General features: G+C 58.0%; 22 protein-coding genes. 8 read left to right on the top strand and 14 right to left on the bottom strand.

The features are described from left to right. Nucleotides 1-122 precede the first annotated feature (122 nt). The 4 genes from EP166_RS12400 to EP166_RS12385 are packed head-to-tail and all read left to right on the top strand — an operon-like array spanning nt 123 to nt 4300. Nucleotides 123-605 (top strand): spore coat protein U domain-containing protein, encoded by a 483-nt coding sequence (locus EP166_RS12400; RefSeq protein WP_127557403.1) that lies wholly within the window; start codon nt 123-125, stop codon nt 603-605. Then, nucleotides 605-1306, top strand: a complete 702-nt coding sequence (locus EP166_RS12395; RefSeq protein WP_127557401.1) for a fimbrial biogenesis chaperone — start codon at nt 605-607, stop codon at nt 1304-1306. The genes EP166_RS12400 and EP166_RS12395 overlap by 1 nt, the downstream gene beginning before the upstream one ends. 58 nt (nt 1307-1364) lie before the next feature. Then, nucleotides 1365-3869: a fimbria/pilus outer membrane usher protein gene (locus tag EP166_RS12390; RefSeq protein WP_164743922.1), complete on the top strand. Its 2505-nt coding sequence runs from the start codon at nt 1365-1367 to the stop codon at nt 3867-3869. After that, on the top strand, nt 3854-4300 hold the full coding sequence (locus EP166_RS12385; protein ID WP_127557397.1) for a Csu type fimbrial protein: 447 nt from the start codon (nt 3854-3856) through the stop codon (nt 4298-4300). The genes EP166_RS12390 and EP166_RS12385 overlap by 16 nt, the downstream gene beginning before the upstream one ends. A gap of 64 nt (nt 4301-4364) precedes the next feature. Here the strand turns inward: EP166_RS12385 and EP166_RS12380 are convergent, their stop codons facing one another. From EP166_RS12380 to EP166_RS12360, 5 genes are all read right to left on the bottom strand, one after another. Continuing rightward, complete coding sequence (locus tag EP166_RS12380; RefSeq protein WP_127557395.1) at nt 4365-4787, bottom strand: DUF1801 domain-containing protein; 423 nt, start codon at nt 4785-4787, stop codon at nt 4365-4367. A gap of 69 nt (nt 4788-4856) precedes the next feature. Next, a complete protein-coding gene (locus EP166_RS12375) occupies nt 4857-6062 on the bottom strand; it encodes a serine hydrolase domain-containing protein (RefSeq protein ID WP_127557393.1) in 1206 nt (401 codons plus the stop codon). A gap of 231 nt (nt 6063-6293) precedes the next feature. Next, a complete protein-coding gene (locus EP166_RS12370; protein WP_127557390.1) occupies nt 6294-7943 on the bottom strand; it encodes a M28 family metallopeptidase in 1650 nt (549 codons plus the stop codon). 232 nt (nt 7944-8175) lie between these two features. Next, entirely contained in the window at nt 8176-8973 is a 798-nt protein-coding gene (locus EP166_RS12365) for a pyrroline-5-carboxylate reductase family protein (RefSeq protein WP_127557388.1), read from the bottom strand. Beyond that, nucleotides 8955-9626 carry a TetR/AcrR family transcriptional regulator gene (locus EP166_RS12360; protein WP_127557386.1) on the bottom strand — a complete coding sequence of 224 codons (672 nt, stop codon included), beginning with the start codon at nt 9624-9626 and terminating at the stop codon, nt 8955-8957. The genes EP166_RS12365 and EP166_RS12360 overlap by 19 nt, the downstream gene beginning before the upstream one ends. Before the next feature lie 133 nt (nt 9627-9759). On the opposite strand from EP166_RS12360, the gene EP166_RS12355 reads away from it, so the two are divergent. Then, nucleotides 9760-11796: an NADH:flavin oxidoreductase gene (locus EP166_RS12355; protein ID WP_127557384.1), complete on the top strand. Its 2037-nt coding sequence runs from the start codon at nt 9760-9762 to the stop codon at nt 11794-11796. Between the two features lie 45 nt (nt 11797-11841). Here the strand turns inward: EP166_RS12355 and EP166_RS12350 are convergent, their stop codons facing one another. From EP166_RS12350 to EP166_RS12330, 5 genes are all read right to left on the bottom strand, one after another. Then, nucleotides 11842-13224 (bottom strand): L-serine ammonia-lyase, encoded by a 1383-nt coding sequence (locus tag EP166_RS12350; protein ID WP_127557382.1) that lies wholly within the window; start codon nt 13222-13224, stop codon nt 11842-11844. A gap of 86 nt (nt 13225-13310) precedes the next feature. After that, nucleotides 13311-14573 carry a serine hydroxymethyltransferase gene (gene glyA / locus EP166_RS12345; protein ID WP_127557380.1) on the bottom strand — a complete coding sequence of 421 codons (1263 nt, stop codon included), beginning with the start codon at nt 14571-14573 and terminating at the stop codon, nt 13311-13313. A gap of 247 nt (nt 14574-14820) precedes the next feature. After that, nucleotides 14821-15111 carry a hypothetical protein gene (locus EP166_RS12340; protein WP_127557379.1) on the bottom strand — a complete coding sequence of 97 codons (291 nt, stop codon included), beginning with the start codon at nt 15109-15111 and terminating at the stop codon, nt 14821-14823. Between the two features lie 66 nt (nt 15112-15177). Then, nucleotides 15178-17628, bottom strand: coding sequence for a YbcC family protein (locus tag EP166_RS12335; RefSeq protein ID WP_127557377.1), 2451 nt, complete (start codon nt 17626-17628; stop codon nt 15178-15180). Next, on the bottom strand, nt 17625-19178 hold the full coding sequence (locus tag EP166_RS12330) for an NADH-quinone oxidoreductase subunit L (protein WP_127557375.1): 1554 nt from the start codon (nt 19176-19178) through the stop codon (nt 17625-17627). The genes EP166_RS12335 and EP166_RS12330 overlap by 4 nt, the downstream gene beginning before the upstream one ends. A gap of 119 nt (nt 19179-19297) precedes the next feature. Here EP166_RS12330 and EP166_RS12325 point away from each other — a divergent pair, with 119 nt between their 5' ends. The 3 genes from EP166_RS12325 to EP166_RS12315 all read left to right on the top strand — a co-directional run bounded on the left by EP166_RS12325 (nt 19298) and on the right by EP166_RS12315 (nt 21512). Further along, complete coding sequence (locus tag EP166_RS12325; RefSeq protein WP_127557373.1) at nt 19298-20203, top strand: LysR family transcriptional regulator; 906 nt, start codon at nt 19298-19300, stop codon at nt 20201-20203. Between the two features lie 137 nt (nt 20204-20340). Continuing rightward, the gene (locus EP166_RS12320; protein ID WP_127557371.1) at nt 20341-20808 is read left to right on the top strand and encodes a nuclear transport factor 2 family protein; all 468 of its coding nucleotides are present in this window, start codon (nt 20341-20343) and stop codon (nt 20806-20808) included. After that, entirely contained in the window at nt 20805-21512 is a 708-nt protein-coding gene (locus EP166_RS12315; RefSeq protein WP_127557368.1) for an alpha/beta fold hydrolase, read from the top strand. Before EP166_RS12320 ends, EP166_RS12315 begins: the two co-directional genes overlap by 4 nt. Nucleotides 21513-21672: 160 nt before the next feature. Here the strand turns inward: EP166_RS12315 and EP166_RS12310 are convergent, their stop codons facing one another. From EP166_RS12310 to EP166_RS12295, 4 genes are all read right to left on the bottom strand, one after another. Next, complete coding sequence (locus EP166_RS12310) at nt 21673-22587, bottom strand: RDD family protein (RefSeq protein ID WP_127557366.1); 915 nt, start codon at nt 22585-22587, stop codon at nt 21673-21675. A 192-nt stretch (nt 22588-22779) separates the two neighbouring features. Next, nucleotides 22780-23730, bottom strand: a complete 951-nt coding sequence (locus EP166_RS12305; RefSeq protein ID WP_127557364.1) for a Gfo/Idh/MocA family oxidoreductase — start codon at nt 23728-23730, stop codon at nt 22780-22782. Continuing rightward, complete coding sequence (locus tag EP166_RS12300) at nt 23727-24641, bottom strand: NAD(P)-dependent oxidoreductase (protein ID WP_127557362.1); 915 nt, start codon at nt 24639-24641, stop codon at nt 23727-23729. The genes EP166_RS12305 and EP166_RS12300 overlap by 4 nt, the downstream gene beginning before the upstream one ends. A 30-nt stretch (nt 24642-24671) precedes the next feature. Then, the gene (locus EP166_RS12295) at nt 24672-25544 is read right to left on the bottom strand and encodes an amidohydrolase family protein (RefSeq protein WP_127557971.1); all 873 of its coding nucleotides are present in this window, start codon (nt 25542-25544) and stop codon (nt 24672-24674) included. Nucleotides 25545-25556: the final 12 nt, after the last annotated feature.

The following is a 25556-nucleotide window of genomic DNA, read 5'->3' as shown; positions in this document are numbered from 1 at the left end:
GAAACCCTAACCACCCCCGCAACCGAGTAATCGGTCCGGGTTTTCAGTTGCGTATTTGTTGTCGCATGACGTCGTCACCCTGAAGTGCCTTTTTTCGGTGCGGTTCGTTCTGGAGCCCCCGAATGCGATGTGTGAACATCCTCATACCTGCTTTTTCCTTATTGCCGGTGCATGCAGAAACGACCAGTACCACCACCTTTCAGGTTGGCGCTCAGGTTCAGTCCAGCTGTCGGGTTGAGGTGGATGATCTGCGATTCTCCGCCCTTGATGAAACCGATGTGGAACGTCTCAACTCGTCAGCCTCCTTTGATGTTCATTGCACACGCGGCACCTATGTCGGCCTGATGCTCGACTCGGGCCAAAATGCTCACCCGGAGACCGGTGTGCGTCAACTTGCCGGGGAAGAGTCGCAGGCGTTTCTCGGGTATCGTCTTCAGCATCAAAAAGCTGAAACTGCAGCTACACAGACCGACTGGGGTAATGGGCCAGCGGTTCTGGTCAGCGATGGCACGCGGCAGGCGTTAACGCTCTATGGGGAACTGACCGAAGCCCCGAAAGGCTCGCGTTTTCTATCCGATACGCTAACCGTTACGCTGGTGTACTGATGCGCTCGTTTGCGTTGCTCGTGTTAAGTGGTTGGAGCCTGGCATCATTTTGCCTGGGAGCGGGGTTGCAGGTTACGCCGATTCTGCAGGAAATTCCCAGAGGGGAAACGACGGCCCTGTACCAGGTACGCAATACCGGAGAGGCCGCCGTAACGGTTCAGGTGAGTGCCCGGTTGTGGCAACAAAGCAACGGCGAACGGCTTACCTTGGATACCGACAGCATTCGAACCAACCCGCCGTTGATATCGCTTGAACCCGGTCAGGATGAATGGGTGCGGGTGGCGTTAATGAGTGAACGTACCGATGAAGAGCAAGCCTTCAGAGTGTACTTCAGCCAGGTACCGGAAACCGCTCAAACGCTGCACCCGGGGGTTAGAACGCTCATCAGGCTGGATACGCCCTTGTTCTTTCAGGCCCGGGAGCCGCAAACCAATCTTCAATGGGCCTTGCAGCAGAAAGCCGAAGGCTGGCAATTACAAGTACTGAACACAGGGACCCGCTTCGGGCAGTTAACGCGGCTGGTGGTGGAGACCGACGGCGGTCGACGCCTGCCCATTGCGGAGGGCGTGCTCTACGTTTTGCCCGGTGCTTCGAAGACCTGGCGCTTGGACCTGACCGATGTCGACGTGCAGGGCGGGCTTTCATTGCAGGTTGTGTCGGGTGGCCAGGTTCAATTTCAACCCTTGAACAACACTGAATAGCCCGATGATGAGAGGGCACATCAGCTTACGCGCAATGCTGTTGTTGGGAATGGTCTTTTTGGCATCGGCGAGGGCAGACCTATTGCCGCCCCTGGGCGAAGGCGATGACCGGCCGCGCAATCTCCGAGTTCAGTTGCAGCAGCAGGAGGATGGTACCTGGGTTTTGCCGATCTCCGACCTGACGGCATTTGGCTGGGCTCTGCCCAATGCCGCCTCGCTTCCGGTTTTTGAACAGGAAGGGCGACGTTACGTTCCGGCGAGCGCGTTGCCTGAAACCCTCGCCCGGGTGAATGAACGCGACGGCTATGTAAGCTTGCAGACAGAAGAACTGCTCGTTGTCGAAGACGAAGAAGCAAGCGAGTGGCTGCTGCCCATGGCGTTGAACAGTCAGGAAGTCAGCGAGCCTTACTCCCTGGTGCGGGAAGCAGGACAGTATTATTTGCCAGCGCAGACCCTGGAAGCCCTGGGTATTTCTCCAACCGCCATTGCACCCAATGCCGCGGGCCAGTATTCATTGCATGAACTGACCGAGGGGTTTTACTGGCTGGATGTGTCTCAGCCCAAACTCACCTTGTGGATGCCCACCAGTCGCTTTAAACCCTACCGAATTGAACGCAAGCGAGCCGACCCGCTGGTGCCGCAGCGTGGCTCTTCGTTCCTGCTCGATTATCGGTTAACCGAAGGCATCGATGAAGACGATGAGCGCTGGCGCACCGGTTTATTTGATGCCGCCGTGAGCCTGGGCACAGCCTATTGCGAAACCCAGCATCAGTACCGTTCCACCACTGAACGTTTTACTCGCCAGGGCAGCCGGTGCGTGCTGGACCGTCCGCGCTCATTACTCTCTGTAACGCTGGGAGATACCTTCACCTCCAACTCGGTAATCGGGCAAACCGTTGCGTATGGCGGCGTGCAAGTAGGCACCAACACCAAGCTGGTGCCTTCCTGGATAACGCGACCACGGCCTTCGTTGCGGGGTGCCGTGTTGACGCCGGCCATGCTGGAAGTCTGGATCAATCAGAACCTGGTCACTCAGGAACAATTGCCACCCGGTCAGTTTGAACTTTACGATTTGCCGGCCGCCAGTGGCGTCAGCGATATTCTCAGCCGCATTGAAGACAGCAGCGGTGTGCCTATTATCCAGCGCTTTGCGTTTTATTCGGATGCCTCCTTGCTTGCCCGGGGGCTTAGTGAATGGTCACTTTCATACGGGCATCGTCGGGCAGGTGTTATCGACGGAGAAATCCAGTACGACGAATTTCCCTTTGCTCTGGTGGCCGGTCGTTACGGGTTGACCAACCGGGTGACCTTCGGCGCGCGGGCTGAATGGTTCGAAACCGGACGCGTTGGCGCAGGAACCAGCTATTGGGGGCTGGGCCCGCTCGGCATGCTCGATGTTGGCGGCGCGTTGAGTTTTAACGAGGGCACTCAGGATACCGGTGCCTCCTGGCAATGGGGCGTTACCCGCCGGGCAAGCAAGGTGTCGCTCCGCTACCGGGAGCAGCGTACCGACGATGCATTCATTCAGTTCGGCAGTACGGTGCCCAACCGGTTACCGGATGTTGAAAAGCAACTGACGCTGGGCTGGTCGGTGCGCCGGGGAGTGTCGTTGTCGGTAGGTCGGCTGGAGCGGGAATACGAAACCCGGGCGGACTACCTGGCCAATAACGCCACCCTGGGGCTGAGCTGGGCGGGCCGTGGCACTGTGCGGTTGTCGGCATTGGATGTGATCGAACCGCAGCCGCGGCGACACTACAATCTCAGCTTTACGCTGACGCTGGGCAAGGGCCGTTCGATGACGGCTGCGATGTCGGGCGAAGAACTGGAAAACCGCGGTGTTCGTTATCAGTACCGGTCGCCCGGCGATGGCGGCTATGGGTACCGGGTGCATAGCGGCGTGCAGGGTGACGTGAGCGTGCAGGATGCCGAGTTGAAGCTGGATGGCAGGCTGGCAACGCTGCGCTTGAATGGTGAACGGCGCGATGGCGAACTCAGTGGCGACGCTGAATTAAGTGGCGCTCTGGTCATCAATGAAGCCGGTGCCTTCCTCAGCCGCAACCCGGCGGGCAGTTATGCACTGGTCGAGGCCGGTGTTCCCGATGTGCGGGTGTACCGGAACAACCGCCTGGTTGGAGAAACGGATAACAGCGGCCGGTTACTGGTGTCGGGGTTGAAGCCCTATACCCACAACCGGCTGCGCCTGGCGACTGAAGATCTGCCACTGGCCGCCAGTTTGGCGAAACCCGGTGTGCAACTGGTGCCGGGAAACCGCCAGGTATTAACGGCACAGTTTGATGTTGTTCTGGACCGCAGTATCACCGCGTACCTCATCGGCCCGGACCAAAACCCCTTGCCTGCAGGCACCACCGTGCGGTTCGAAGGGCAACCCGAAGCGCTAACGGTGGGCCACGAAGGCTTGCTTTATACCGACGTAGGCTTGCGTTCCTATTGGGTGGGTCAAGCCCGGCTGGGCGATCAGCAAGTGTGTGAGTTTGAACTGGAACTGAGCGAGGTGGAAGCCTACCCCGCAGACCTGGGAGCCGTACAATGCGAACCCTTATAACCGCAAAAACCGTTCTAACATACCTGGCCCCGGTGGTGCTGGGCAGCCTGGTGACCGGTGCGGCGGCCTGCACGGTCAGCGCAACACCGCTGGCGTTTGGCCCGATCGACCCGCTGGCGGATCAGCCAACGGAAAGTGTCGGCAGCCTCACTGTAGAATGCCCCGAAAGCATGGCCTACACCCTCAGCGTTACACCGGGCAAAGGCACCTATAACCAACGCCTGATGAGTGTTGGCGAGCTGACGCTGGCCTATAACCTCTACATCGATCAGGAGCACCTGTTTATTTTCGGGGACGGCACGGGCGATACCCGGGTGCTGACCGGCGAAGGGGTAAGCATCGAACACGGGGTGTACGGCAAGGTGCCCGCTCAGCCCAGAGCCTACCCCGGGCACTATACCGATGACATAGTGGTGACGGTGGCTTACTGAGGTGTATGGTGCGCGCTGATGTGGCCTCTAATATTGTGGGTCACTGGGTTGGTCCACTGACTTTTCACGCCTTCTCAGGGTATCGTTCTTTCATATCAATCAGTGACTGTCGCACCAGTTCTCTAAGCGCTGATGTATCCACATCCTCCAGCCGCTTGATGTATAAGCAAGACTTACCCAGCTTGTGTTTGCCAAGGCGCTCCAGCACAGTTTGGTAAGGCTCGAAGCCGGGGATGATGTAGATCGACAGATTCTGTTTTCTGGGCGAAAATCCAACCTGCATGAAATCACCTTCCCGACCACTGTCATAACGATAATGGTACTGGCCAAAGCCAATAATGGCCGGGCCCCAAAGCACCGGTTCCTCGCCGGATTCCTCTCGCATCAAATCAATCAGTTGGTTGCATTCGGCTTGTCGGCGTTCGTCGTCGAGCGACTCTATAAATTCCGCAATGGAGGTTGAGGTAGGTTGGGTTTTGTTGGCCATGAGGTGTTCTCCATAAGCTGTATTATTGACCCCGGCAGTGCAGGCTGGCTTGCCATTATTTATCCCTCTCTACTGCCCACTGTCTGAAAGGTGGCTCTGCAGCTCAATCACAGACGGCAGAATACTCCGGTAGAAAATATCAAACAGTACGGCCGTTTTATCCGAATTGTAAAACCCCGCAGTAAAGACGGCGACCAGGTCGTATTCGGGTACGATGAATATTAGCTGGCCCCCGTTTCCGCTGGCCCAAATCACTTTGACCCTCTTTTCACCGTAAGGCAACGTATCCATCCACCAGAGGTAGCCATAGGGTGTTTCTCGCACCTGGGTTTGAGGTTGGAGTGACGCTTGAATCCAATCACGAGGTATCAGCTGGCTACCTTCCCATTGGCCCTCTTGCAGCACCAGTAGCCCCAGCTTAGCCATGCCTTGGGGCGTGAGCAACAGGTGACCGCCGGTGTCGACTTTTTCGTCGTTATCGAACCTCGCCCAGCGATAGTTGTTAATACCCATAGGGCCGAACAGGGCGTCATCGGCAAAGTCGGAAAAATCCCTACCCGAAGCCTGGGCGATGACCTCCCCCAGGGCAATGACACCGGCGGTGCAATAACGGGCGACGTCGCCCGGGGCGTGAACGGGCGGTAAGGCGAGAAAGGAGGCGACCCAGTCCTGAGTGCGGTAGAGGCGGTCTTCCTGGCCCTTCGAGCGCCAATTAAAGTCGTCGCAATCAAGGCCGGAACTCATCGTAAGCAAGTGGCGGATCTGGATGTCATCCTTGTTGTCGACGTTGGGGTAGTTTTTTGCAAGAAAGTCCATGATAGGGCTTTCGACACTGGGTAAGACGCCCTGATCCAATGCCGCTCCCATCAATAGCGAGGTGATACTCTTCGTCGCCGAGCGCAGGTCATGAGGGTTATCCCGGCTATAGCCATTGTAGTATTCCTCGAACACCAGGCGGCCACTCCGTAAAACCAGCATGCTGTGAAGCTGATGGCTCTGCATGGCCGCCAGTTGGTTTGAGACATTGCCCAAACGGGCTGCGTCCAACCCTACCGACTCTGGTGTGCCGATAGGCAATGGCTCGTCTGCTGTTATGGGCGGGTGAATGGTGTTTACGGAAGCGCATGAGGTAAGGCCAACCGTCACTATGAGGCCGAAAGCCCAATTGAAGAGTCCGTTGACGTGCGACAGGAAGGGTGCTGCAACCGAGTTCGCCTCTGACAGCGCCTTCGTTGTACTAAGGGGGTTAGGCGTTTTCGCATTTCCTTGGGGCATTGGCCTGCTCCATTGCAGCTGGGTGTATCATGTTGCTCCAGATCAGTTAATCCGACAAGAGGCCAGAAGTCTAAAAAATACAGTGGGCCAGGCAGGTCGTCAGGCGTTAGCGGGGTGTTCCATTGAGTCGGCGTTCAATCACAAGCAACTGCTTCAGGTAGTCTTGTCAGATAACCCTACTAAGTAAGAGCAGGGCAAGGCCCTGCTCTTTGAGTGGTACCGGGTTAACCTTTATTTAATCCAATACTTACCCCAGTGAGTAATGTTGTACTGAGCGATTTTGCTCATGAACGACTGAATCGAGGGCTCGGTATCAACGGCCTCTATTTGCTCGTCAATCAGGTACGTAGAGTGCGCAAAAACCGAGGTGACAAAGGCGATGGCATCGGCATTGACCTCCAGTGCGCGCAGATCGACGTTATCTATGGTGTCGCAGGCCGAATGGTAGCACTCGTCGAAGGCCACACCGGCTTGACCGCCAAAAATCAACGCTTCCTCTTCGGTCTTAATAACCTCAGCACCGGTAAAGAGCCCGCCGAAGGGAATGTCTTCTACGAAGAATTCGGCGTAATCGGAGCGGAAGCTGATTTCGCTGTCGACATAGGATTCGCCTCTTAATTCGAAGTACTTCTGGAACACGCCCTCAATGGCCGCTGACCCTGCCGGGCCTTCAAGCCCGAACCCGGAGCCGTCGCCATCGTAAATGCCGTAAATAAAGTTCGGCGAGGCAATCATGTCGAAGTTCAGGTAGGCCTTGATCCGTTCAAGCTCGGTTTCACCCAGGTTTTGAACGTAACGGGTCGAGCCAACCAGGCCGGCCTCCTCGGCTCCCCACCAGGCAAAGCGGACTTTGTTGCGGGTACGGGCCTTCTTCATCAGATTGGCCATTTCCAGCAGAGCGGCGCTGCCTGACGCGTTGTCGTTAATGCCCGCGCCTTCGGCAACGGAGTCGAGGTGAGCGCCGAGCATCACAACGTTGTCCGGGTTACCCCAGCGGCTCTCGGCAATGACGTTGTCGACCGACCGGGTCTCGCGCAGTACATCAGCCAGCATTGACAAGACGAGGCCATCGGTTTCAGCCCAGGTAACGCCGTTGTCGTAGGTGGCGAAGAAGACCGGTATGCCGCCGCTGTATTCTTCACCCAGGGTAGCGTTGATCAGGCCTGTGCGATCATCGGCATTGCCCTGGTTAAAGATAATGATGCCAACGGCTCCGGCAGTGGCGGCGTTTTCAGCTTTTTGCTGGAAGCTGCAGGCACCGCGCTGCACCAGGGCAATATTGCCCGATTGAAACGAGTCGAAATCCTCGATTTCACAGCCGCTGGTAGAGGCATTGCCAGCACCGAGATCCAGGTCTACCGCCTGAACGGTGCCGGATACGTTGCCGGGTTCTGTCTGGGAGAGGTAGGTGAAATCTTCGTTCCAGACATAACTGGTTGGCGTCGGGGCCAGAGAGTTCAGTTGCCCGTCTCCCTGCTCGTAGTACGCGGTGAAGTCGAAGGCATCCAGGGTGACGTTGTAACCCATATCTTCGAGCGAATCAGCCACGAAGGCGACCGAGGCATCGTAGCCAGGCAGGCCTGAGGCCCGGTTGCCGTCGTTTTCGTCGGACAGGCGTTGGAAGGTTTCCAGATACGGCACGATGTTCTCAGCCTCCATGCAACGCGGCATGTGCATGGGCGTTGCCCAGCGGATTACCCGGCACTCATTCTTGTGCATGTAGGCTCCGCTCCAGTAGGCATCCAGAAAGTACGACAGGGCCGGAGGCGGGGCATTATTCGAATTGCCATGGAAGGGGTTTGCTGATGCGGCCGTGCCGATGAGTAAAGCGCCTGTGGCTATTGCTCCCGCCAGCAGGGTTACAGGTTGGATTGATTTCATGGTTTTTCCCTTGGTTGGTTATTGTTGTCTTTTGCCTATAACTCCATCAATACAGACAGTCGTTCCGCCTTGTACTGCTAAACCAAGTTGGGAGATACATACTGGTAGGTTCATGCAGGTTTTCCATGAACCGGTTCATTATTGGCGAAAAAAAACTGTTAGCCATCGTAAGCCTGGCGAAACAGAGGGAGAGGAGGGGGTACCTCTTTTATGGCAACAGTTCGGTTGATTGTTACGGTTTTGCCGCCTGGTAGGCCGCCTCCAGCCCCGACAGTACGATCGACTGAAACCCGTTATCCATCATGCATTGAAGACCCTGGGCCGTGGTGCCGCGGTATTCAATCAGGCGGTTAACCATGTCTTCGGGGTCAGCATTCAGGTGTTCCAACAGCCGGCTGCCACCAACCAATGTCTGCATGACGGCTTCAAAGGCGATGGCGTCGGAAATGCCCTTCTGTTTGGCATGCGCTAGCATGGCACTGGCCAGCAACGCCGGGAAGGCAGGTCCGGCGCCGGTTAAGGCGGTCATGTAATCCAGATCTTGCTCGGTTGCCAGTTCGCGTGCCTTGCCACAACTGCTGAGCAATTGCTGTGCTGCGGCCCGGTCGGCCCGGCTTGTTGCTGCGCTTGCGTGCCAGGGCATGTAGGCTTCGCCAATCTGTGCCGCGGCGTTTGGCATGGCGCGAATGATGCGCCCGCTGCCGGTCTTGCGAGCAAGCTCTGCGCTGGAGACCATGGCGAGCAGTGAGATGACCGGTTTGTCGCCAACCGGCAGGTCCAGCGCGGGCAGTTGATCCGGTCGCACAGACAGCACCACCAGATCTGCCAGGGCCAGCAGGTCGTGGTTATCGTTAACACAGCGAACCTTCGGCCAGGCATTGTAGGCATCACCGCCGGAACGAGACGACACCACCAGTTGGCGGGGCGACACCAGCCCCTGGTTCAGCAGGGCCAACCCCAGAGCGCGGCCCATCCAGCCGTGACCACCGATAATGCCAACAACGCTTCCAGCTAGTTCGTTTCCAGACATTCCGCCGCTCTCCGTTGGTCATAAGCCTGCAACCAGTCTTGCAGGTTGGGGGCATGGCGCGAGACAAACCGTTCGAGGTCAGACCGTTCGCAGGGGTGGCCGGTGAAAATCAGGATGTAGTCGGCAAAGCGACCGATGCGCACGGCTTTGGTCTCATGGGTGTGCATTGAAATATAGCCGATTTGCGTTAGATAAATCGTGCGTGCGCGGACGCCGGCTTCATGGGGTGGGTAGTTGAAGCGCAGCAACATCCTGGTCAGCGCTTGCAGCCGGCGTTCGTCGGCGGCGGCGACGTCTTTGGCCACTTTGGCGTTCTGCATGGCCCAGTTTCGCACGGCGTATTCGAATTCCGAGTCAAACAGTTGCTCATCGAGCCAGCAATCGAACACATTGAGCGTGGCTTCAACCACGGTGTCGGCATAGCGTTCGGTCTGCTGAATGAGGCCCTCGGTGTTGTGCGCTTTCCACCGGTCGATCAGGCGGTCGAGCAGAGCCTCCCGGTCTTTGAAAAACCAGTAGAAGCTGGTGCGGGATGTGTTGAGCGCTTTGGCCAGCGGCAGTATTTTCACCGCATCCACCCCGGATTGGATCAGCAGACGGTAGGCGGCATCGAGCCAGTCTTCTGCGCGGCCTTTGTCGGTATCGGTTGTCATGGTCCCCTCTGATGAAAATGAACGATTCCGTCGTCTGGCGTTACCTGAATGTACACCAGTGTCATTTTAATTGACACAAGTGTACATGATCGATAGCGTGTTTAACCAGCCGGTATTCGACAGGAGACGGACCATGGCTCAAGACCCGTTGTTGCAACCCTTCCAGCTCAAGCACCTGACGATCAAAAACCGTCTGATGATGACTGCGCATGAACCGGCCTACCCGGTAGACGGCATGCCTACCGAGCTGTATCGGGCTTACCATGTTGAGCGCGCCAAAGCCGGCATCGGCCTGACCATGACCGCCGGTTCCGCCGCCGTCGCGAAAGACAGCCCGCCGGTGTTTAACAATATTCTGGCCTACAAAGATGAAGTGGTGCCCTGGCTGCGTGAGCTGACCGATGCCTGCCACGAACATGGCACCGCGGTGATGATTCAACTGACTCACCTCGGCCGCCGCACCCGGTGGGACAAAGCCGACTGGCTGCCGGCTGTTTCCGCCTCCCACCATCGCGAAGCGTCGCACCGCGCCTTTCCCAAACAAGTCGAAGACTGGGACATTGACCGCCTGATTCGTGACTACGCCGACGCCGCAGAGCGTATGCACGCCGCCGGGCTCGATGGCATTGAACTGCAGGCGTATGGGCATTTGATGGATCAGTTCTGGTCACCACTGACGAACACCCTGGAAGCGCCTTACGGCGGCAGCCTGGATAACCGGTTACGCTTCACGTTCGATGTACTGCGGGCCATTCGCGAGCGGGTCGGGCCCGAGTTTATTGTGGGCGTGCGATATACCGGCGACGAACAACTGCCCGGCGGGTTAAACGCCGATGAAGGGCTGGCTATTTCGCGGCGCCTGAAAGACAGCGGCATGGTCGATTTCCTCAACGTGGTGCGCGGTCACATTGATACCGACCCGGGCCTGACCGATGTGATTCCGGTTCAGGGCATGCCCAGCGCCCCGCATCTGGATTTTGCCGGCGAGATTAAACGCCAGGTCGATTTCCCCACCTTCCACGGCGCCAAGATTCAGGATGTGGGTACCGCACGCTACGCCATCGAATCCGGCAAGGTCGATATGATTGGCATGACTCGCGCGCACATGGCCGACCCGCACATTGTGAGAAAGATCATGGAAGGGCGCGAGGAAGAAATACGCCCCTGCGTTGGTGCCAATTACTGCCTCGACCGCATCTACCAGGGCGGTGCCGCCTATTGCATACACAACGCCGCCACCGGGCGTGAAACCACCATGCCGCACGATATTCCCAGGGCCGGGCAGAAACGTCGTATTCTGGTGATCGGCGCCGGGCCGGGCGGATTGGAAGCAGCACGAGTCGCCGCCGAACGCGGGCATGAGGTGGTGGTCATGGAAGCCATGAGTCAGGCCGGAGGCCAGGTGCGGTTAGCCGCGCAAAGCGAACGCCGGCGCGAGATGATCGCCATCATCGACTGGCGCCTGGCGCAGTGCGACAAACTGGGTGTCGAGATTCGCTACAACTGTTGGGCCGAAGCGGATGAGGTACGTCAGGAGAACCCGGATGTCGTGATTGTTGCCACCGGTGGTTACCCGATTGAAGACAAACCCGGGGTGGGGCACGACCTGGTGGTCAATAGCTGGGATATTTTATCGGGTCACATCAAACCTGGAAAACGCGTTCTGTTGTTCGACGATGCAGGCGATCACCCGGCACTTCAGGCGGCGGAGATCATTGCCAGAACCGGTGCCGAACTGGAGATCATGACGCCGGATCGAACCTTTTCGGCCGAGATCATGGCGATGAACCTGGTGCCCTACATGAGAGCGCTGCAACGCCCCAATGTGACCTTTACGCCGACCTATCGTTTGAAGTCGGTTGAGCGTAATGCGGATAGCCTGGTGGCCACAATCACCAGCGATTATCTCGACCTTAACCACGAACGTCACGTCGATCAGGTTGTCGTGAATTACGGCATTACCCCCATGGCAGACATCTACTTCGATCTTAAGCCGTACGCCAGCAACGGCGGTGAAGTGAATTACGATGATCTGATTGTGGGCAAACCGCAAAACGTGGTGCGTAATGAAGGCGGTCGTTTTCAGTTGTTTCGCATTGGCGATGCGGTTGAATCACGCAATACCCATGCAGCCATATATGATGCGTTGCGGTTAACCAAAGATCTGTAAGGAATCTCTGCATACTTCCCTCTGGAGAAAATGTTCAGAGCCTCCCTAGCATTCGATCACGTTAACCGCCAACCCACCGCGCGAGGTTTCCTTGTATTTATCGAGCATGTCTCGTCCGGTGTCGCGCATGGTGCGAATGACTTTGTCGAGCGAGACGAAGTGTTCGCCGTCGCCACGCAGGGCCATCACGGCGGCGTTAATGGCTTTAATGGCGCCAACGGCATTGCGTTCAATGCAGGGCACCTGCACCAGACCCCCGATGGGGTCGCAGGTAAGGCCGAGGTGATGTTCCATGCCAATTTCTGCGGCGTTTTCAACTTGCTCCGGCGTGCCGCCGGTGACCGCTGCCAAACCAGCAGCAGCCATGGCGCAAGCCGAACCCACTTCACCCTGGCACCCCACTTCTGCTCCGGAAATGGAGGCGTTTTCTTTGAACAAAATGCCAATGGCAGCCGCGGTTAACAGGAAATCCACAACGCCTTCCTCACTGGCATTGGGGCACCAGTTCCAGTAGTAATGGAGTACGGCCGGAATAATACCGGCGGCACCATTGGTAGGCGCAGTCACCATTCGGCCGCCGTTGGCATTCTCTTCATTCACCGCCAGAGCATAGAGGTTTACCCAGTCCATGGCGCTCAGTGATGGTGAAATCATATCCTGTCGGTTGATGTCCATTAACGAAGCGTAGAGCTTTGCTGCCCGCCGCCGGACTTTTAGTCCGCCGGGTAAAATGCCTTCGTTCTTTATGCCATTCTGAACACACTCCTGCATCACCTGCCAGATGTGCAGAATGCCGTCGCGAATCTCGGCTTCGCTGCGCCAGGCCTGTTCATTGGCCATCATCACACCGGCGATGCTCAACCCGCTGGCCTTGCACTGGTTCAGCAAATCGACACCGCTTTTGAACGGGTAGGGCAAGGGGGTTGTGTCTTCCACAATGCGGTCTGCCCCGGCGGCTTCCTCATCAACCACGAAGCCACCCCCCACTGAATAATAGGTGCGCTGACGAATCACGTCGCCATCGGCACCGAAGGCGGTAAACATCATGCCATTGGGATGGTAGGGCAACGATTCCTTGCGGTGATAGGTCAGGTCGGTTGCTTCAGCAAAGGCAATGGTGTGCTCGCCGTGCAAGCACAGCTCACCCTGGGCGCGAATGTCGTCGAGCCTGGGGTTGAGCATGGTGGGGTCAATGGAATCCGGTCGGTGACCTTCAAGCCCGAGCATAACAGCAGGCCCGGTGCCATGGCCTTTACCCGTCGCACCGAGCGACCCGTACAATTGAATATCCACGCGAGTGACGTCAGTGAGGCGCCCGGCTTTGCGCAGACCTTCAACAAACAGGTAGGCCGCTTGCATGGGCCCGACCGTGTGCGAACTGGACGGGCCAATGCCGATTTTCAACATATCAAACAGACTGATGGCCACAGGCAATGCTCTTTAAAGACAGTTATCAGTAGTGAGCTGCGAGTTCCTGGCTAACAGCTCACAGCTCGAAGCTCACAGCTTTCCCTTCACCCGTACGCCGGGAAATCCCGGCACAACTGGGTAACCTGTTCTCGGGTTTCCGCAATGGCAGCACTGGCGTCGCCTTTTTGCAGTGCATCCAGAATATCGACAATCCAACCGGCCAGCGCCCGACATTCGGGTTCTTTCAAACCGCGAGTGGTAATAACCGGTGAACCAATGCGCAGCCCGGAGGTAACAAAGGGAGATTGCGGATCGTTCGGTACGGCATTTTTGTTGACGGTGATGTTTGCTTCGCCAAGCGCCGCATCGGCTTCTTTGCCGGTTAGCCCCTGTTTGACCAGGCTGAGCAGAAACAGGTGGTTATCGGTGCCACCGGAGACGACGTCGTAACCGCGTTCGATAAAGACATCGGCCATGGCGCGGGCGTTGTGCACTACCTGTTGCTGGTAGCTCTGAAATTCCGGCTCGGCCGCTTCCTTGAAGGCGACGGCTTTGGCGGCGATGACGTGCATTAACGGGCCACCCTGACTGGCCGGGAACACGGCCGAATTGAATTTCTTTTCCAAATCGGGCTGGCCCTTGCACAGGATCAAACCACCGCGCGGTCCGCGCAAGGTTTTGTGAGTCGTGGTGGTAACGACGTGAGCGTGCGGTACCGGGTTCGGGTAAACGCCTGCCGCAACCAGACCGGCTACGTGCGCCATGTCGACCATTAAGTAGGCGCCGACTGCATCGGCAATTTCCCGAAAGCGTGCCCAGTCGACAACGCGTGAATAGGCAGAGAAACCCGCGACGATCATGCCGGGTTTGTGCTCCTTCGCCAGGGCTTCAACCTGGTCGTAATCGATTTCGCCTGTCGTCTCATTCAGGCCATATTGTACGGCGTGGTAAATCTTGCCGGAAAAACTGACGTGGGCGCCGTGTGTCAGGTGGCCGCCATGGGCCAGGCTCATACCCAGAACGGTATCGCCCGGGTTCAGCAACGCCATGTACACCGCTGCGTTGGCCTGGGAACCCGAGTGTGGTTGCACGTTGGCGTAGTCGGCGCCGAACAGGGCACTGGCACGATCAATCGCCAATTGTTCTACCCGGTCGACGTGTTCGCAGCCACCGTAGTAACGCTTGCCCGGGTAGCCTTCGGCGTACTTGTTGGTCAGGCAGGAGCCCTGGGCTTCCATCACCAGTGGGCTGGTGTAGTTTTCGGAGGCGATCAGCTCCAGGTGGTCTTCCTGGCGCGTGGCTTCGTCCTGCATGGCCGCCCAGAGGGTTTCGTCGTAGTTGGATAATGTTTTGTTTTTGCTGAACATGGCTGCGATTCCCGGGTTATGACACCAGACCTGACCAAACAGGCAAGCGTATGAGAAAGTAACCAGCGGGATAGTAAGGCGGTTCACACGGGCACGACTGCTCGGGCACGACATGGGAACGAATATTTGCGACAGATGCCTGGCGCGTGTCCGGCCTCTGGTAGGACAACGAACATTCAGCGGGGTGCGCGGTTTCACCCCGTTATTCGTGGAAGTAGGACACGCCTGTGAGTGCCGTACCGGACATCTACTCCGGTACGCGAGTGACTTCGATGGTGCAGCTAATCGACAGTCGCTCGCCGCTGGACTGAGCATGGTCGATTAACGTGGCCAGGTCGGCCCGGGTTTGCAAGAGATCGTCCACTCGACGGGAGCCGGCAGAGTGGCTGTCTCCGAAGCGTTCCTTTCGGCTCAAGCTGTCCTGCTCATGGAACTGAATCTTGTTATTGATCAGTGTCATCAGCACGTTTCGGGCGTCGTCTGTCGAGAAGACGCCATCGATTAACAAAAAGTTGTTGGGGGTGGGCTCGTTGTTCATGGCTCTCTCCAGGTTGGGTTGGTGTTGTTCTTCCGGTGGCCTGTGTTGCTGGGCATCGTCTGCCTCTCATGAATCCTGCCAGTGGCCCTGCCGATAGTGTTGCACTTGCTGGCCTTCCAGGCGCACCAGGTACAGCCACTGGTTGTGGACCAGCTGACGCACGATGTCGTGTTTGCGGATCACGGCGTCGATGGCCTCGCGTGCTGCCTCTATAACGACCGTCAGGCGCAGTGGCGTGTGCCGCCAGTCATTCCCGTCGTGTACCGATTGCAGGGGCAGGCCGATTCTCAGATCGCCGCCGTTCCCTTCAAAAACACCGATTCGCCCGCCCACCACGTTGTGCAGAGTTTTGTTGCCACTGCCGTAACGGTGGTTGTCGACGGTGGAGGCGTAGTACTGCATGTTGATCCAGTGGGCGATTACCATGGGCGCGGTCATGATCTGCTCCAGCAGGGTGCCGTGCGGATCCTGGCGGTGATCGTAATCGTGCAGAAAGCAGCGACCGGCCAGGTCGATACCCCGAGTACGTGAGCGGGGCGCGACGATAAAGGCGGCGTTGTTGGCAAGGGCCCACTCCGGGCGTGTCTGCGACCAGTCGTTGGCCCGCGCGCGCAAGGCTTTGGACAAGGCATCGGGCCGATCCTGCCATTGTTCCAGGTCAACCGAGGATGCCCGTTCCCGGCAAGCTCCGGCTTGCGCATGTTTCAGGTGAGCCTGAATCGCAGTGAGGTCGTCGGCGTGGCTGTCTGGCAGCGCACCGGTGCCAAAGAGGTCGATCTGATCGGTCGTGGTGTTGTGCATTCCGGCCAGAAAAACGGTGCTGTCCGGGATATCGATGCCGGCATCACGCACGCCGGCGCGCACGGCGGGGTCGTTGAGCAGGCTGGCCAGAGCACGGGCGTTGACGTCGCCTCTCTGGCCGCAGCAGGCGCCGCAATCCAGCCCGGCCCGGTGCGGGTTGTTTCGGGTCTGGCTGCCATGGCCCAGCAGCAATACCAGGCGGGCAAACGGTCCGGTCAGGCCCATAGCGGTCAGAATTTGCTGTGCCAGGGCGGCTTGCTGCTCAGCATTTCCCGTTGCGCTGGCCTCCAGAATGGGGCTCAGAGCGTCGGTTTCGTCAGGTGACAGGCCGAGCCGGCTGTCATCCGCCAAGGGGGCCGATGAGGGCAGCGTGCGTTTGACCAGTTTGCTCAGATAACCCAGGCCCAGCGACTCGACCAGCACAAAGGCCGACAACGGCAGCGACTGAAACGTGTTCCAGCTTTTTTGGCCTTGCAGGCGAGTCTGACGGTTGCGGATGATGGCCGCATCGCGGGTGGTGTTGCCGGTGCTGTCGGTAACGGTCATCGCCGGGCTAAGCAGGCCCGGCAAATGCGGGCGGCTGGCACCGGTACCCAGCGGCTCATAGCGAATCGGCAGCCCGAAAAAGCCGGCAAAGCCCAGCGTCTGGATCCCGGGAGACTGCGCTTCCAGGTGACGACGAAACACTTCGGAGCGCACATCGATGCAAAACGCAGCCTGTACTTGCGGACGCGATGTGTCCCCATCGGTTGCGGGCTGGCGTATTTGGGCGAGCAGCCTTTGCTGATAATGGATTTCCTGTGCCCGCTGCCAGACCAGGGTTAACGTGTATGCCCGGTTGTCGGCGGCCTGGCGGTGGCTCTGCCAGGCCGATTGCCACCGTCCCCAGACCGAGCCGGGGTGGCGCTGGCCATCATCAACCAGGCACTCCCAGCTCAGCCGGATGGCAAGCAGGTCGACAAGGGTCTCATTGTCACTACCCGCCAGGCGTGCCTGCCAGCGCAGATAGGCGCACCAGGCGGCCCAGCCACTGATGCGCATAATAACGGCTTGAAGGAATTCGGGTACTTCCTGCTCCGGCACCTCCAGCTGGGCAAGTGCCTGCCTGATCTGTTGACGCGGCTCGTTCGCCAGTTGGTTGGCTCTGCCTGGTATCAGCGGGGCTTTCATCAGCAACGCAACACTGTGATCGTGACTGAGGGCTGTACGCCAGCCAGCATAGAGCGGCTGGGTCTGATCCGGCTGCCAGTCGGATTGGTCGCGGTCGAAATGGGCCGCGCAGTACTGGGCGATCTGATGCGTGATGGTGTCGCACCAGGCTGGCTCGTGGCGCAGGTCGCGATGCTGATCGAGGCTGTCTGCAAGCAAGGGCGCCGGGGCTGGCTGAGCGTCGTCTGCGTTCAATACTGCCATCAGCTCAGCGGTGTCCGGTGCAGGCTGATGCTCGCTCCGGGCCTGCTCGAGTGCCTCAGGGGTGATCTCCCCCGACTCCCAGGCATTGCGATACCAGGCAGCAGGCGACGCCAGGGGTGAGCCGGCAATCCGTGCCAGCTGGCTGGCGACGTCGCCGAACGGCTGGTCAACATACCCCCAGTAAGGATTGACGGCGATCATCCGGTCCAGCGGCCAGGTCGGTGCGATGCGTTCGACCGTGGTATCTATGGCTGCCTCTACGGTTTGCTCGTACGTACTGGTCGCGTTAGCTGCTGTACTCATACGGTTTCTCCATTGGGGGTCAATGTCCGGTTGACCCGGGTCTGCGCCTGAGTCGGACTGAGCCGCGCCGGCCATACCCGGAAGGTGATGCGGGTGAAGGTTTCATCCAGATAAAAACCGTTGTAGGCCCAGGGGTAGAGCCGGGTTGCCAGCTGGCTCCGGGGGTAGCGTCTTATCCAGAACTGGAGGCCGTATAACGACGTGAAGCACAGAATGACCCAGGCGGTCAGCCCTCCCGAGAGCGTACCCGCTGGCGGCACGATCGAGGCGAATACCAGATGCCAGATGAGGTAGAGCTGGGTCAGGCCAAGCACCAGGGCGATGCCGCGCAGCAGCAGCGCAGGTTGGTGCCCCTGGCCGAACCACAGCAGGGGCGCCAGACCCAGAGACAGAATGACCAGCGTCGCCGCCGGCAGTGACAGGCCCGGCAGGAAGCCGTGCCAGACCCATACGGACACACTGACCAGCAAACCACTGGCCAGGGCCCCCAGCAGCGTCCACCAGAGCGACTCGCCGTTGGCGCGGCCCGCGAACAGGTCCCGATGTCTGGCGGCTTCGACGGTGTCGCCAGCGCTGAGAAAGGCGTGAGCCTTGTACAGTGAATGGGCAACCAGGTGCAGCAGGGCGAGTTCGTACAGACCCAGCCCGATTTCCAGCAACATAAAGCCCATTTGAGCACAGGTGGACCAGGCCAGGCGCACCTTGATGCTGATGCGGGTCAGCATCACCAGGCTGGCCAGCACCGCCGTCGTACTGCCGGCCACCACCAGAACGATTTGCGCCGCTGGCGCCATGCATAGCAGTTCAGCGAGCCGGATCAGGACAAAGCCGCCCATGTTAACAACCCCGGCATGCAACAGCGCCGACACCGGAGTAGGGGCTTCCATCACCTGAATCAGCCACCCATGCAGGGGCAGCTGTGCGGTTTTGAGAATGGCTGCCAGTGCAAACAGGACGGCTGCCAGGTGCAGGGAGACCGGCAGGGTTTCAGCGTTTAGCAGATAGAAACTGAGGTCATCAAGCTGCAAGGTACCGCAGGCGGCGTAGATCAGAAGCAGAGCCACGGCCAAACACAGTTCGGCACAGCGACTGACCAGGAATTTCTTGTGGGCAACGATCTGGGCGGCCTTGCGTTCCGGATAGTGAGTCAGCAGTACGTGCAGGCCGATGCTGGTGCCGGTCCAGGCCAGCACGATGACCAGCAGGTGGCGGCTCAACAGCAGCACGCCGACCGAGGTCAGCGTAAACAGCATGGCACTGATAAAGCGGCTTTGCAGGCGGTCGCCGGCGAGATAGCGGGAAGAGAAGTTCACAATCACCCAACCCAGCAATGACACCAGTAAGGCGGCCACGAGCCCCAGTCGGTCGATGCCGGCGCCGGCGATCAGCGAACCCGCGGTCGCCGCAACAACCGAGGCCACGGTGGCCAGCAACCCGATCAGAGCCGTTTGACGGGCAATGGACCAATGGTGTCCGGGGAGGGCGTAGACCAGCAACCAGCCGATCAGGTAAATAATGGGCAGTAGCCAGCCACTTATCAGTATCTGCATACGAGTGTCTCCCTGATGCAGGCGTTCGTTGATGTCCGGTAGCGTTATCCTGCCCTGTCATAATGGTTTTTAAAAATATATGATTTAGAAGATATTATTCTTATTTATGGAACGAATGGATGCGAAACCTGAATTTCCATCACCTGTACTATTTCTGGGTGGTCGCCAAAGAAGGTCACCTGACCCGGGCCGCCCGTCAGTTGCACGTTTCCCAATCCGCGCTGTCCTCGCAGATTCGTCTGTTACAGGAGCAGCTTGGGCATGAGCTGTTTTCGCGGGAGGGTCGCTCGCTGCGGCTGACCGAGTTCGGCCATGTTGTGCTGGAATATGCCGAGAGTATTTTCACCCTCGGCAGCGAGCTGCTCTCGCTGACCGAAAGTGGTGAACTGCAGCATCTGAAACAGTTGCGGATAGGCTCGGTGGCGACGTTATCGCGTAATTTTCAGGAGAACTTTCTGCGCCCGGTCATTGGTGAGTCGGACGTGAAGCTGGTGATCCGATCCGCCAGCCTGGAGGAATTGCTTGACCTGCTCAGCATTCACAAGCTCGACCTGATTCTCTCCAATCGTTCGGTCGTGGCCGATTCGTCAACCACCTGGCGCTGTCAGCAAATTGCCGAGCAACGGGTCTGCATCGTCGGGCCACCCGGCCCGGCGGCCAAAACGTTTCGGTTCCCGGAGGACCTCGAACACGCCAAATTATTGCTGCCGGGTCCGAGCAGCGACATTCGCCGTCAGTTTGATGGAGTACTCAGCCAGTTCGGAATTGAGATCGACCCATTTGCCGAAGTCGATGACATGGCAATGCTGCGCTTGTTGGCCCGAGACTCGGGTGGCCTGGCCGTGGTACCGGAAGTGGTGGTGCAGGATGAACTCGAGAGCGGCCGGCTGGAAACCTACTGGGTGCTCGACACCATCGTCGAACGCTTTTATGCGATTACCGCCAAACGACATTTTGAGCTGGTGCCCCTAAAAACCCTATTGGAAAAATCGCAGGCGGGGTTCAAACCGCTCAGTTCCGGTTAGCCGTTTTTTCTGACCAGAGCACCGGCTCCCGTGAGGTGGGTGACCTGGTCGGATGGGGTCACTGTCGGGTGCAGCGCCCATGTTGATCGAACCGGAAATACCCAATACCATGAGCACCCGAATTCGGAGTTAATGGTATGACAACCGATGCAACAGCGCTGACTGCGTTGTTGGCCGAGCAGGCCATTCACCGCCTGATACTCGATGCCCAACAGGCAATCGATACCCAACAATTCGATGACTTTGCTGCGCTGTTTACCCACGAAGGTCGACTCTACCGGCCCACCACCCCCGAGCCTCTGATTGGCCGTGAAGCGATTCGGCAGGCGTATCTGAACAACCCGCCAAACCGGCTGAACCGGCATCTTGTCACCAACCAGCGCGTCAGGTTGATGTCTGAAACCGAAGCGCACTCTCTGGCGTACGTGACGCTGTATTCCAGTGAAGCCGGTGAGCGGAAGTCTGACGTATTCGGTGCACCGGTTCACCGCAGTCTCGTTGGCGAGTACCATGACCACTGTGTGTTAACCGACGATGGCTGGCGCTTACAGGAGCGCCGGGCTCTGTTTGTCCTGAATCAATCGATAGCGAGTCAGCAACCATGAAACCGACATTGATGTTATTGCCTGGGCTGATGTGTGATCACACTGTCTACGAGCACCAGATCAACGCATTGAGCGAAGCCTGGCAGTGTGTTGTTGTAGACTATAAAGACGATGACAACCTGGTCACCATGGCCCGGCGGGTACTCGACAACGCACCCGACTCTTTCGCCATGGCCGGCCATTCAATGGGCGGACGCGTTGCGCTGGAAGTCATGCGCCTGGCGCCGGAAAAAGTGCAACGCCTGGCGTTGCTCGATACGGGCTATGCGTCCCTGGCCGATGGCGAAGTGGGTGAAAAAGAAGTGGCAGGCCGGATGGCCCGGGTAAAAACGGCCCATGAACAGGGTGTGGCGGCCATGGCCCGCGACTGGGTAACCGGCATGGTCCACCCGGACCGGCTGAATGATACGGCCTTGATCAGCGCCATTGTTTCCATGTTCGAGCGCAAGACACCGGCGATTTTTGAAGCCCAGATCAAGGCGTTGATCGAACGTCCCGATGCCGCGTCGGTGCTGTCGAACATTGACTGCCCGACGTCGTTCATCGTCGGCCGTCAGGATGCGTGGAGCACGCCGGAACAGCACCAGGCGATGGCCGATAAGGTTCGGCACAGCCGACTGGAAATCATCGAAGACGCCGGCCATATGAGTACCATGGAGCAGCCCCAAGCGATGACCGATGTTTTCTGGAGTTTTTTGAGTTGATTTTTTTAGCTGAGAGCTTCTAGCTTCGAGCTGTGAGTAAAAGATTAAAACCTGTTGCAACGAGGTTGCTAGGCAGGAAACGCTGAATGCTCACAGCTCACAGCTCACAGCTCACAGCTCACAGCTCACAGCTCACAGCTCACAGCTCACAGCTCACAGTTCATTCTTCAGGCGCATTAAACCGGTGCATCCGGCTATCCCAACTGCTGAAGATGCCCAGATCATACCCGTAGGTAAGATTGATCATCAGCGGCCCCTGGGTGCGGATACGATCGTTCCCTTGCAGTAACTGGCGAGCAATGTCAGCGGCCAGGTCTTCGTCTTCTACCCGGTTTTCGGTGAGCATGACTTGAGCGCTGGTGAATCGATTTTCGACGTCATCCCGCTGCGAATCCACCCGGGCAATCTGTACATGATTTGCGATGTCGAGCTGCAGCAGTTGGGCCGCACTGCGGTCAAGGTCGGGCTGTGGCTCGGCAATGTTTGATTGTTGCACCGCCGCCGGCAACGCCAGCGACAGAACCAGAACAAACCCCACGGTTACCGAATGACCGAGCCAGATAGGCTCGGGCCGTTGCGGGTCGCTCTCCACGTTTGCCACGAAGGTCCTGCAGATCCAGTCGTGCGGACCCTGGCGGGTGCGGCGGTTGAACACCATCAAATAAGCGGTCGATACCAGGCCGCCAAACAGCACCAGTGACACCGGGTAAATCCAGAAACTGTGCAACAGCGCACCGGGTAACCCGGAACCTTGCACAAAAAATGGTGTGATCAGAATCAGGCTGCGCAGCAGCGAGACATCGAGCTTGATGCTCTCGTTATGCAGATTCACGACGCGAATGGCGAGCAGCCGTTTGCCAATGGTCTGGCCGTTATTCAACTCGCTGTTCAGAATACCGAAATAGAGCAATGCAATCACAAAGCCAATGGCGCGGGCCCAGACAGACAGCTCTACAAAATAGGATTCGAATACCCAGCCCAGCACAAATCCGATCGATACCAGCACAGCGGCATCAATGACCAGGGCGCCTACACGGCGGTAAAGGCTACTCAGCCAATCGGGGGACGCTAACATGTACTCTCAACCTGAAACCTAAAACAGGTTGGTATCATACCTGATTTGGAGAGATAGGCAGGCATGGCGGCTTAACTCAAGGAATATTAGCAGAGGAAAGCATTGCTGGGGATCAGCGAGTGGGGTAACAAAACCTGTGGGTGACCCTGGCTTTTCAGGGGCACCCATCAAGTAACAGGACCTGGCTGGCGTTTACTCGGCTTCGAGCAACTGCTCCAGGGTGTTGAGCGATTCCATCGCCGGCAGGCACTGGGCTACGCTGGCATTGGGCTCCCGGCCTTCTTTGATGGCCGCGAAGAACTCGCGATCCTGCAGTTCGATGCCGTTGTTCGATACCGCAACTCCACTCAGATCCACCGGGTTTTCATTGCCGTCGACCAGGTCGTCGTAGCGGGCAATATAGGTGCCGTTGTCGCAGATGTAGCGGAAGAAGGTACCGAACGGGCCTTCGTTGTTGAACGACAGCGACAGCGTACAGATGGCACCGCTGGGTACTTTCATACCAATGCTCATGTCCATCGCGATGCCCAGCGTCGGATGAATTGGGCCCTGCAGTGCTTGCAGTTTGCTGGCACGCTCACCGACCTGATACTGGAACAGATCAACCGTGTGGCAAGCATGGTGCCACAGCAGATGGTCGGTCCAGCTGCGCTCCTGACCCAGTGCATTTTTGTTGCTGCGACGGAAGAAGTAGGTCTGCACATCCATCTGCTGAACCTTGAGCTCACCTTTCTGGATTTTATCGTGAATCCACTGGTGGCTGGGGTTGAAGCGACGGGTGTGACCGGCCATGGCGACCAGACCGGTTTCTTTCTGAACCTTAACCAGTTCGCGAGCGTCGTCGATGTTATCGGCCATCGGAATCTCAACCATCACATGCTTGCCGGCTTTCAGGCAGGCAATGGCCTGGCTGGCATGCACCTGGGTCGGGGTGGCCAGAATAACGGCATCCAGTTCCGGCTGGGCGAGGGCGTCGTCCAGTTCAGTGAATGCATGGGGAATGTTGTTGTCTTTGGCGAAGGCTGCCATCTTTTCGGCGTCGCGGCCGACGACAGAGTGGACCTCAATGCCGTCGATGTTGCGAACGGCGTCGAGGTGCTTCATGCCAAAGGCGCCAGCCGCGCCTGCGATACAAATTTTCATGATTGAACCTCCTTCATGGGAGTGAGTTTAAAGGTCTTGATCATGGCATCGGTGGTACCGGCGTAGTCGGCCGGGTCTGCAACGATGCCCGAGTGTCCCAGGCGTTCCTGCCAGCGAACGGTGCTCGCTGACAAGGGTTCTTCAAGGCCCAGGTGGTTCAGAAAATGGCACACCTCTTCCATTTCGGAGGCGCGGCGAACGCCGTGTTGCGTCATGCGCTCCAGGTTATAACCGGCGCGTTTTTCCCAGTTGAAACCGGGGTGGGAATGTTCCAGCGAGGCCAGCACCTGAGTGTCGACACCGGCCAGTCGGCCAGCCAAAACACATTCGGCAAAAAGCGCCTCCATTCCCTTGACCATAATACTGCGCACCATCTTCACGGACGAAGCAGTACCGACCGGCCCGGTTTCAATGGTCGCGTTCATGGCCAGGGCATCGAGCACGGCTTTGGCGTCTTCGACATGGCCGCCGCTTAACAGCAAAGGTGTTCGATTCTTGCCAGGGTTCACCGGGGCCATTACCGCGACATCGACATAACGACCACCGGCCGCGTCAACGACATTGGCAGAGGCCTGTTTGGTCTGTGGCGCGCAGGAATTGCAGTCGAAAAACAGGGCGCCTTTTTTCATCAGCGGTGCGGCGGCCTCTGCCACGGCAAATGCCTGATCGGCCGTCACCACCGACATCACTATGTCGGCCTCACTGACCGCTGCTCCCAGGCTGGCACACACCGGTACGTCCAATGCGTTGCAGCGGGCTTGCATGGCCTCGTATGCGGCTGTACCCGGCGATTCTGTCAGGCTATCGTAGCTGTATACCGAACTGACCGGGCCGTGATCCATACCGCTCCAGAACGCTTCGGCGGCTTCACCGAAGCCAATAAAACACAGCTTGAGATCGGTCGTGTTCATGGTCTTCTCCCTCGGCTGCCCGGTTAGCACTCAGCGTTCCCAATACAGACGCATTGGGTTGTCGATCAGCAGTTTTTGCTGCAGTTCTTCGGTAGGTGCAATGTGCGGAATCACATCGACCAGTTGACCATCGTCCGGTACGTGTGACGACATGTTCGGGTGTGGCCAGTCGGTTCCCCAAAGCACACGGTCCGGAAAGGTTTCAACCAGCTTGCGAGCGAACGGAATGACATCGGTGTATGGCGGTCCGTCGATGGTCAGGCGTTCCGGGCAACTGACTTTGGTCCAGATATTGGGGTTGTCGGCCAGCAGGCTTACAAAAGAGGCAAACTCGGCACTGTCGACGCCCTTGCTGACATCAGGCCGGCCCATATGGTCAACCACAATGGTGGTGTCGAACTTGGCCAACAAAGGCTTCAGCCCTTCGAGATCAGGTGCTTCGAAATACACCACAATGTGCCAGCCAAAGGGTTTGATCTTCTCGGCGATTTCCAGAAAATCTTCCCAGGGCGTCGTGTCGACCAGGCGCTTAACAAAGTTAAAGCGAACACCACGCACACCGGCCTCGTCCATTTTTTTCAATTCTTCATGGGTGACTTCTTTGCCCACAAAGGCAATGCCGCGAGCCTTGTCCCCAGCAGTCACCAAAGCATCGACCAGTGCATCGTTATTTTTGCCATGGCAAGACGCCTGAACAATCACATTGCGGCTAAACCCTAAGTGATCGCGCAGAGCAAATAGCTGGTCTTTACCGGCATCACAAGGCGTGTATTTACGCTCAGGCGCATAGGGAAACTTATCCGCCGGGCCAAACACGTGACAGTGTGCATCAACGGCACCCTCAGGGGCTTTGTAATCCGGCTTTTTAGGATTCGGATGAAACGGCAAATAGCCATCGCTCATAGTCATTGCTTG

The organism is Saccharospirillum alexandrii, assembly GCF_004000275.1.
GTDB lineage: Bacteria > Pseudomonadota > Gammaproteobacteria > Pseudomonadales > Natronospirillaceae > Saccharospirillum > Saccharospirillum alexandrii.
The sequence above is the reverse complement of the archived record's forward strand: the minus strand, read 5'-3'. Positions and strand labels throughout refer to the sequence as shown.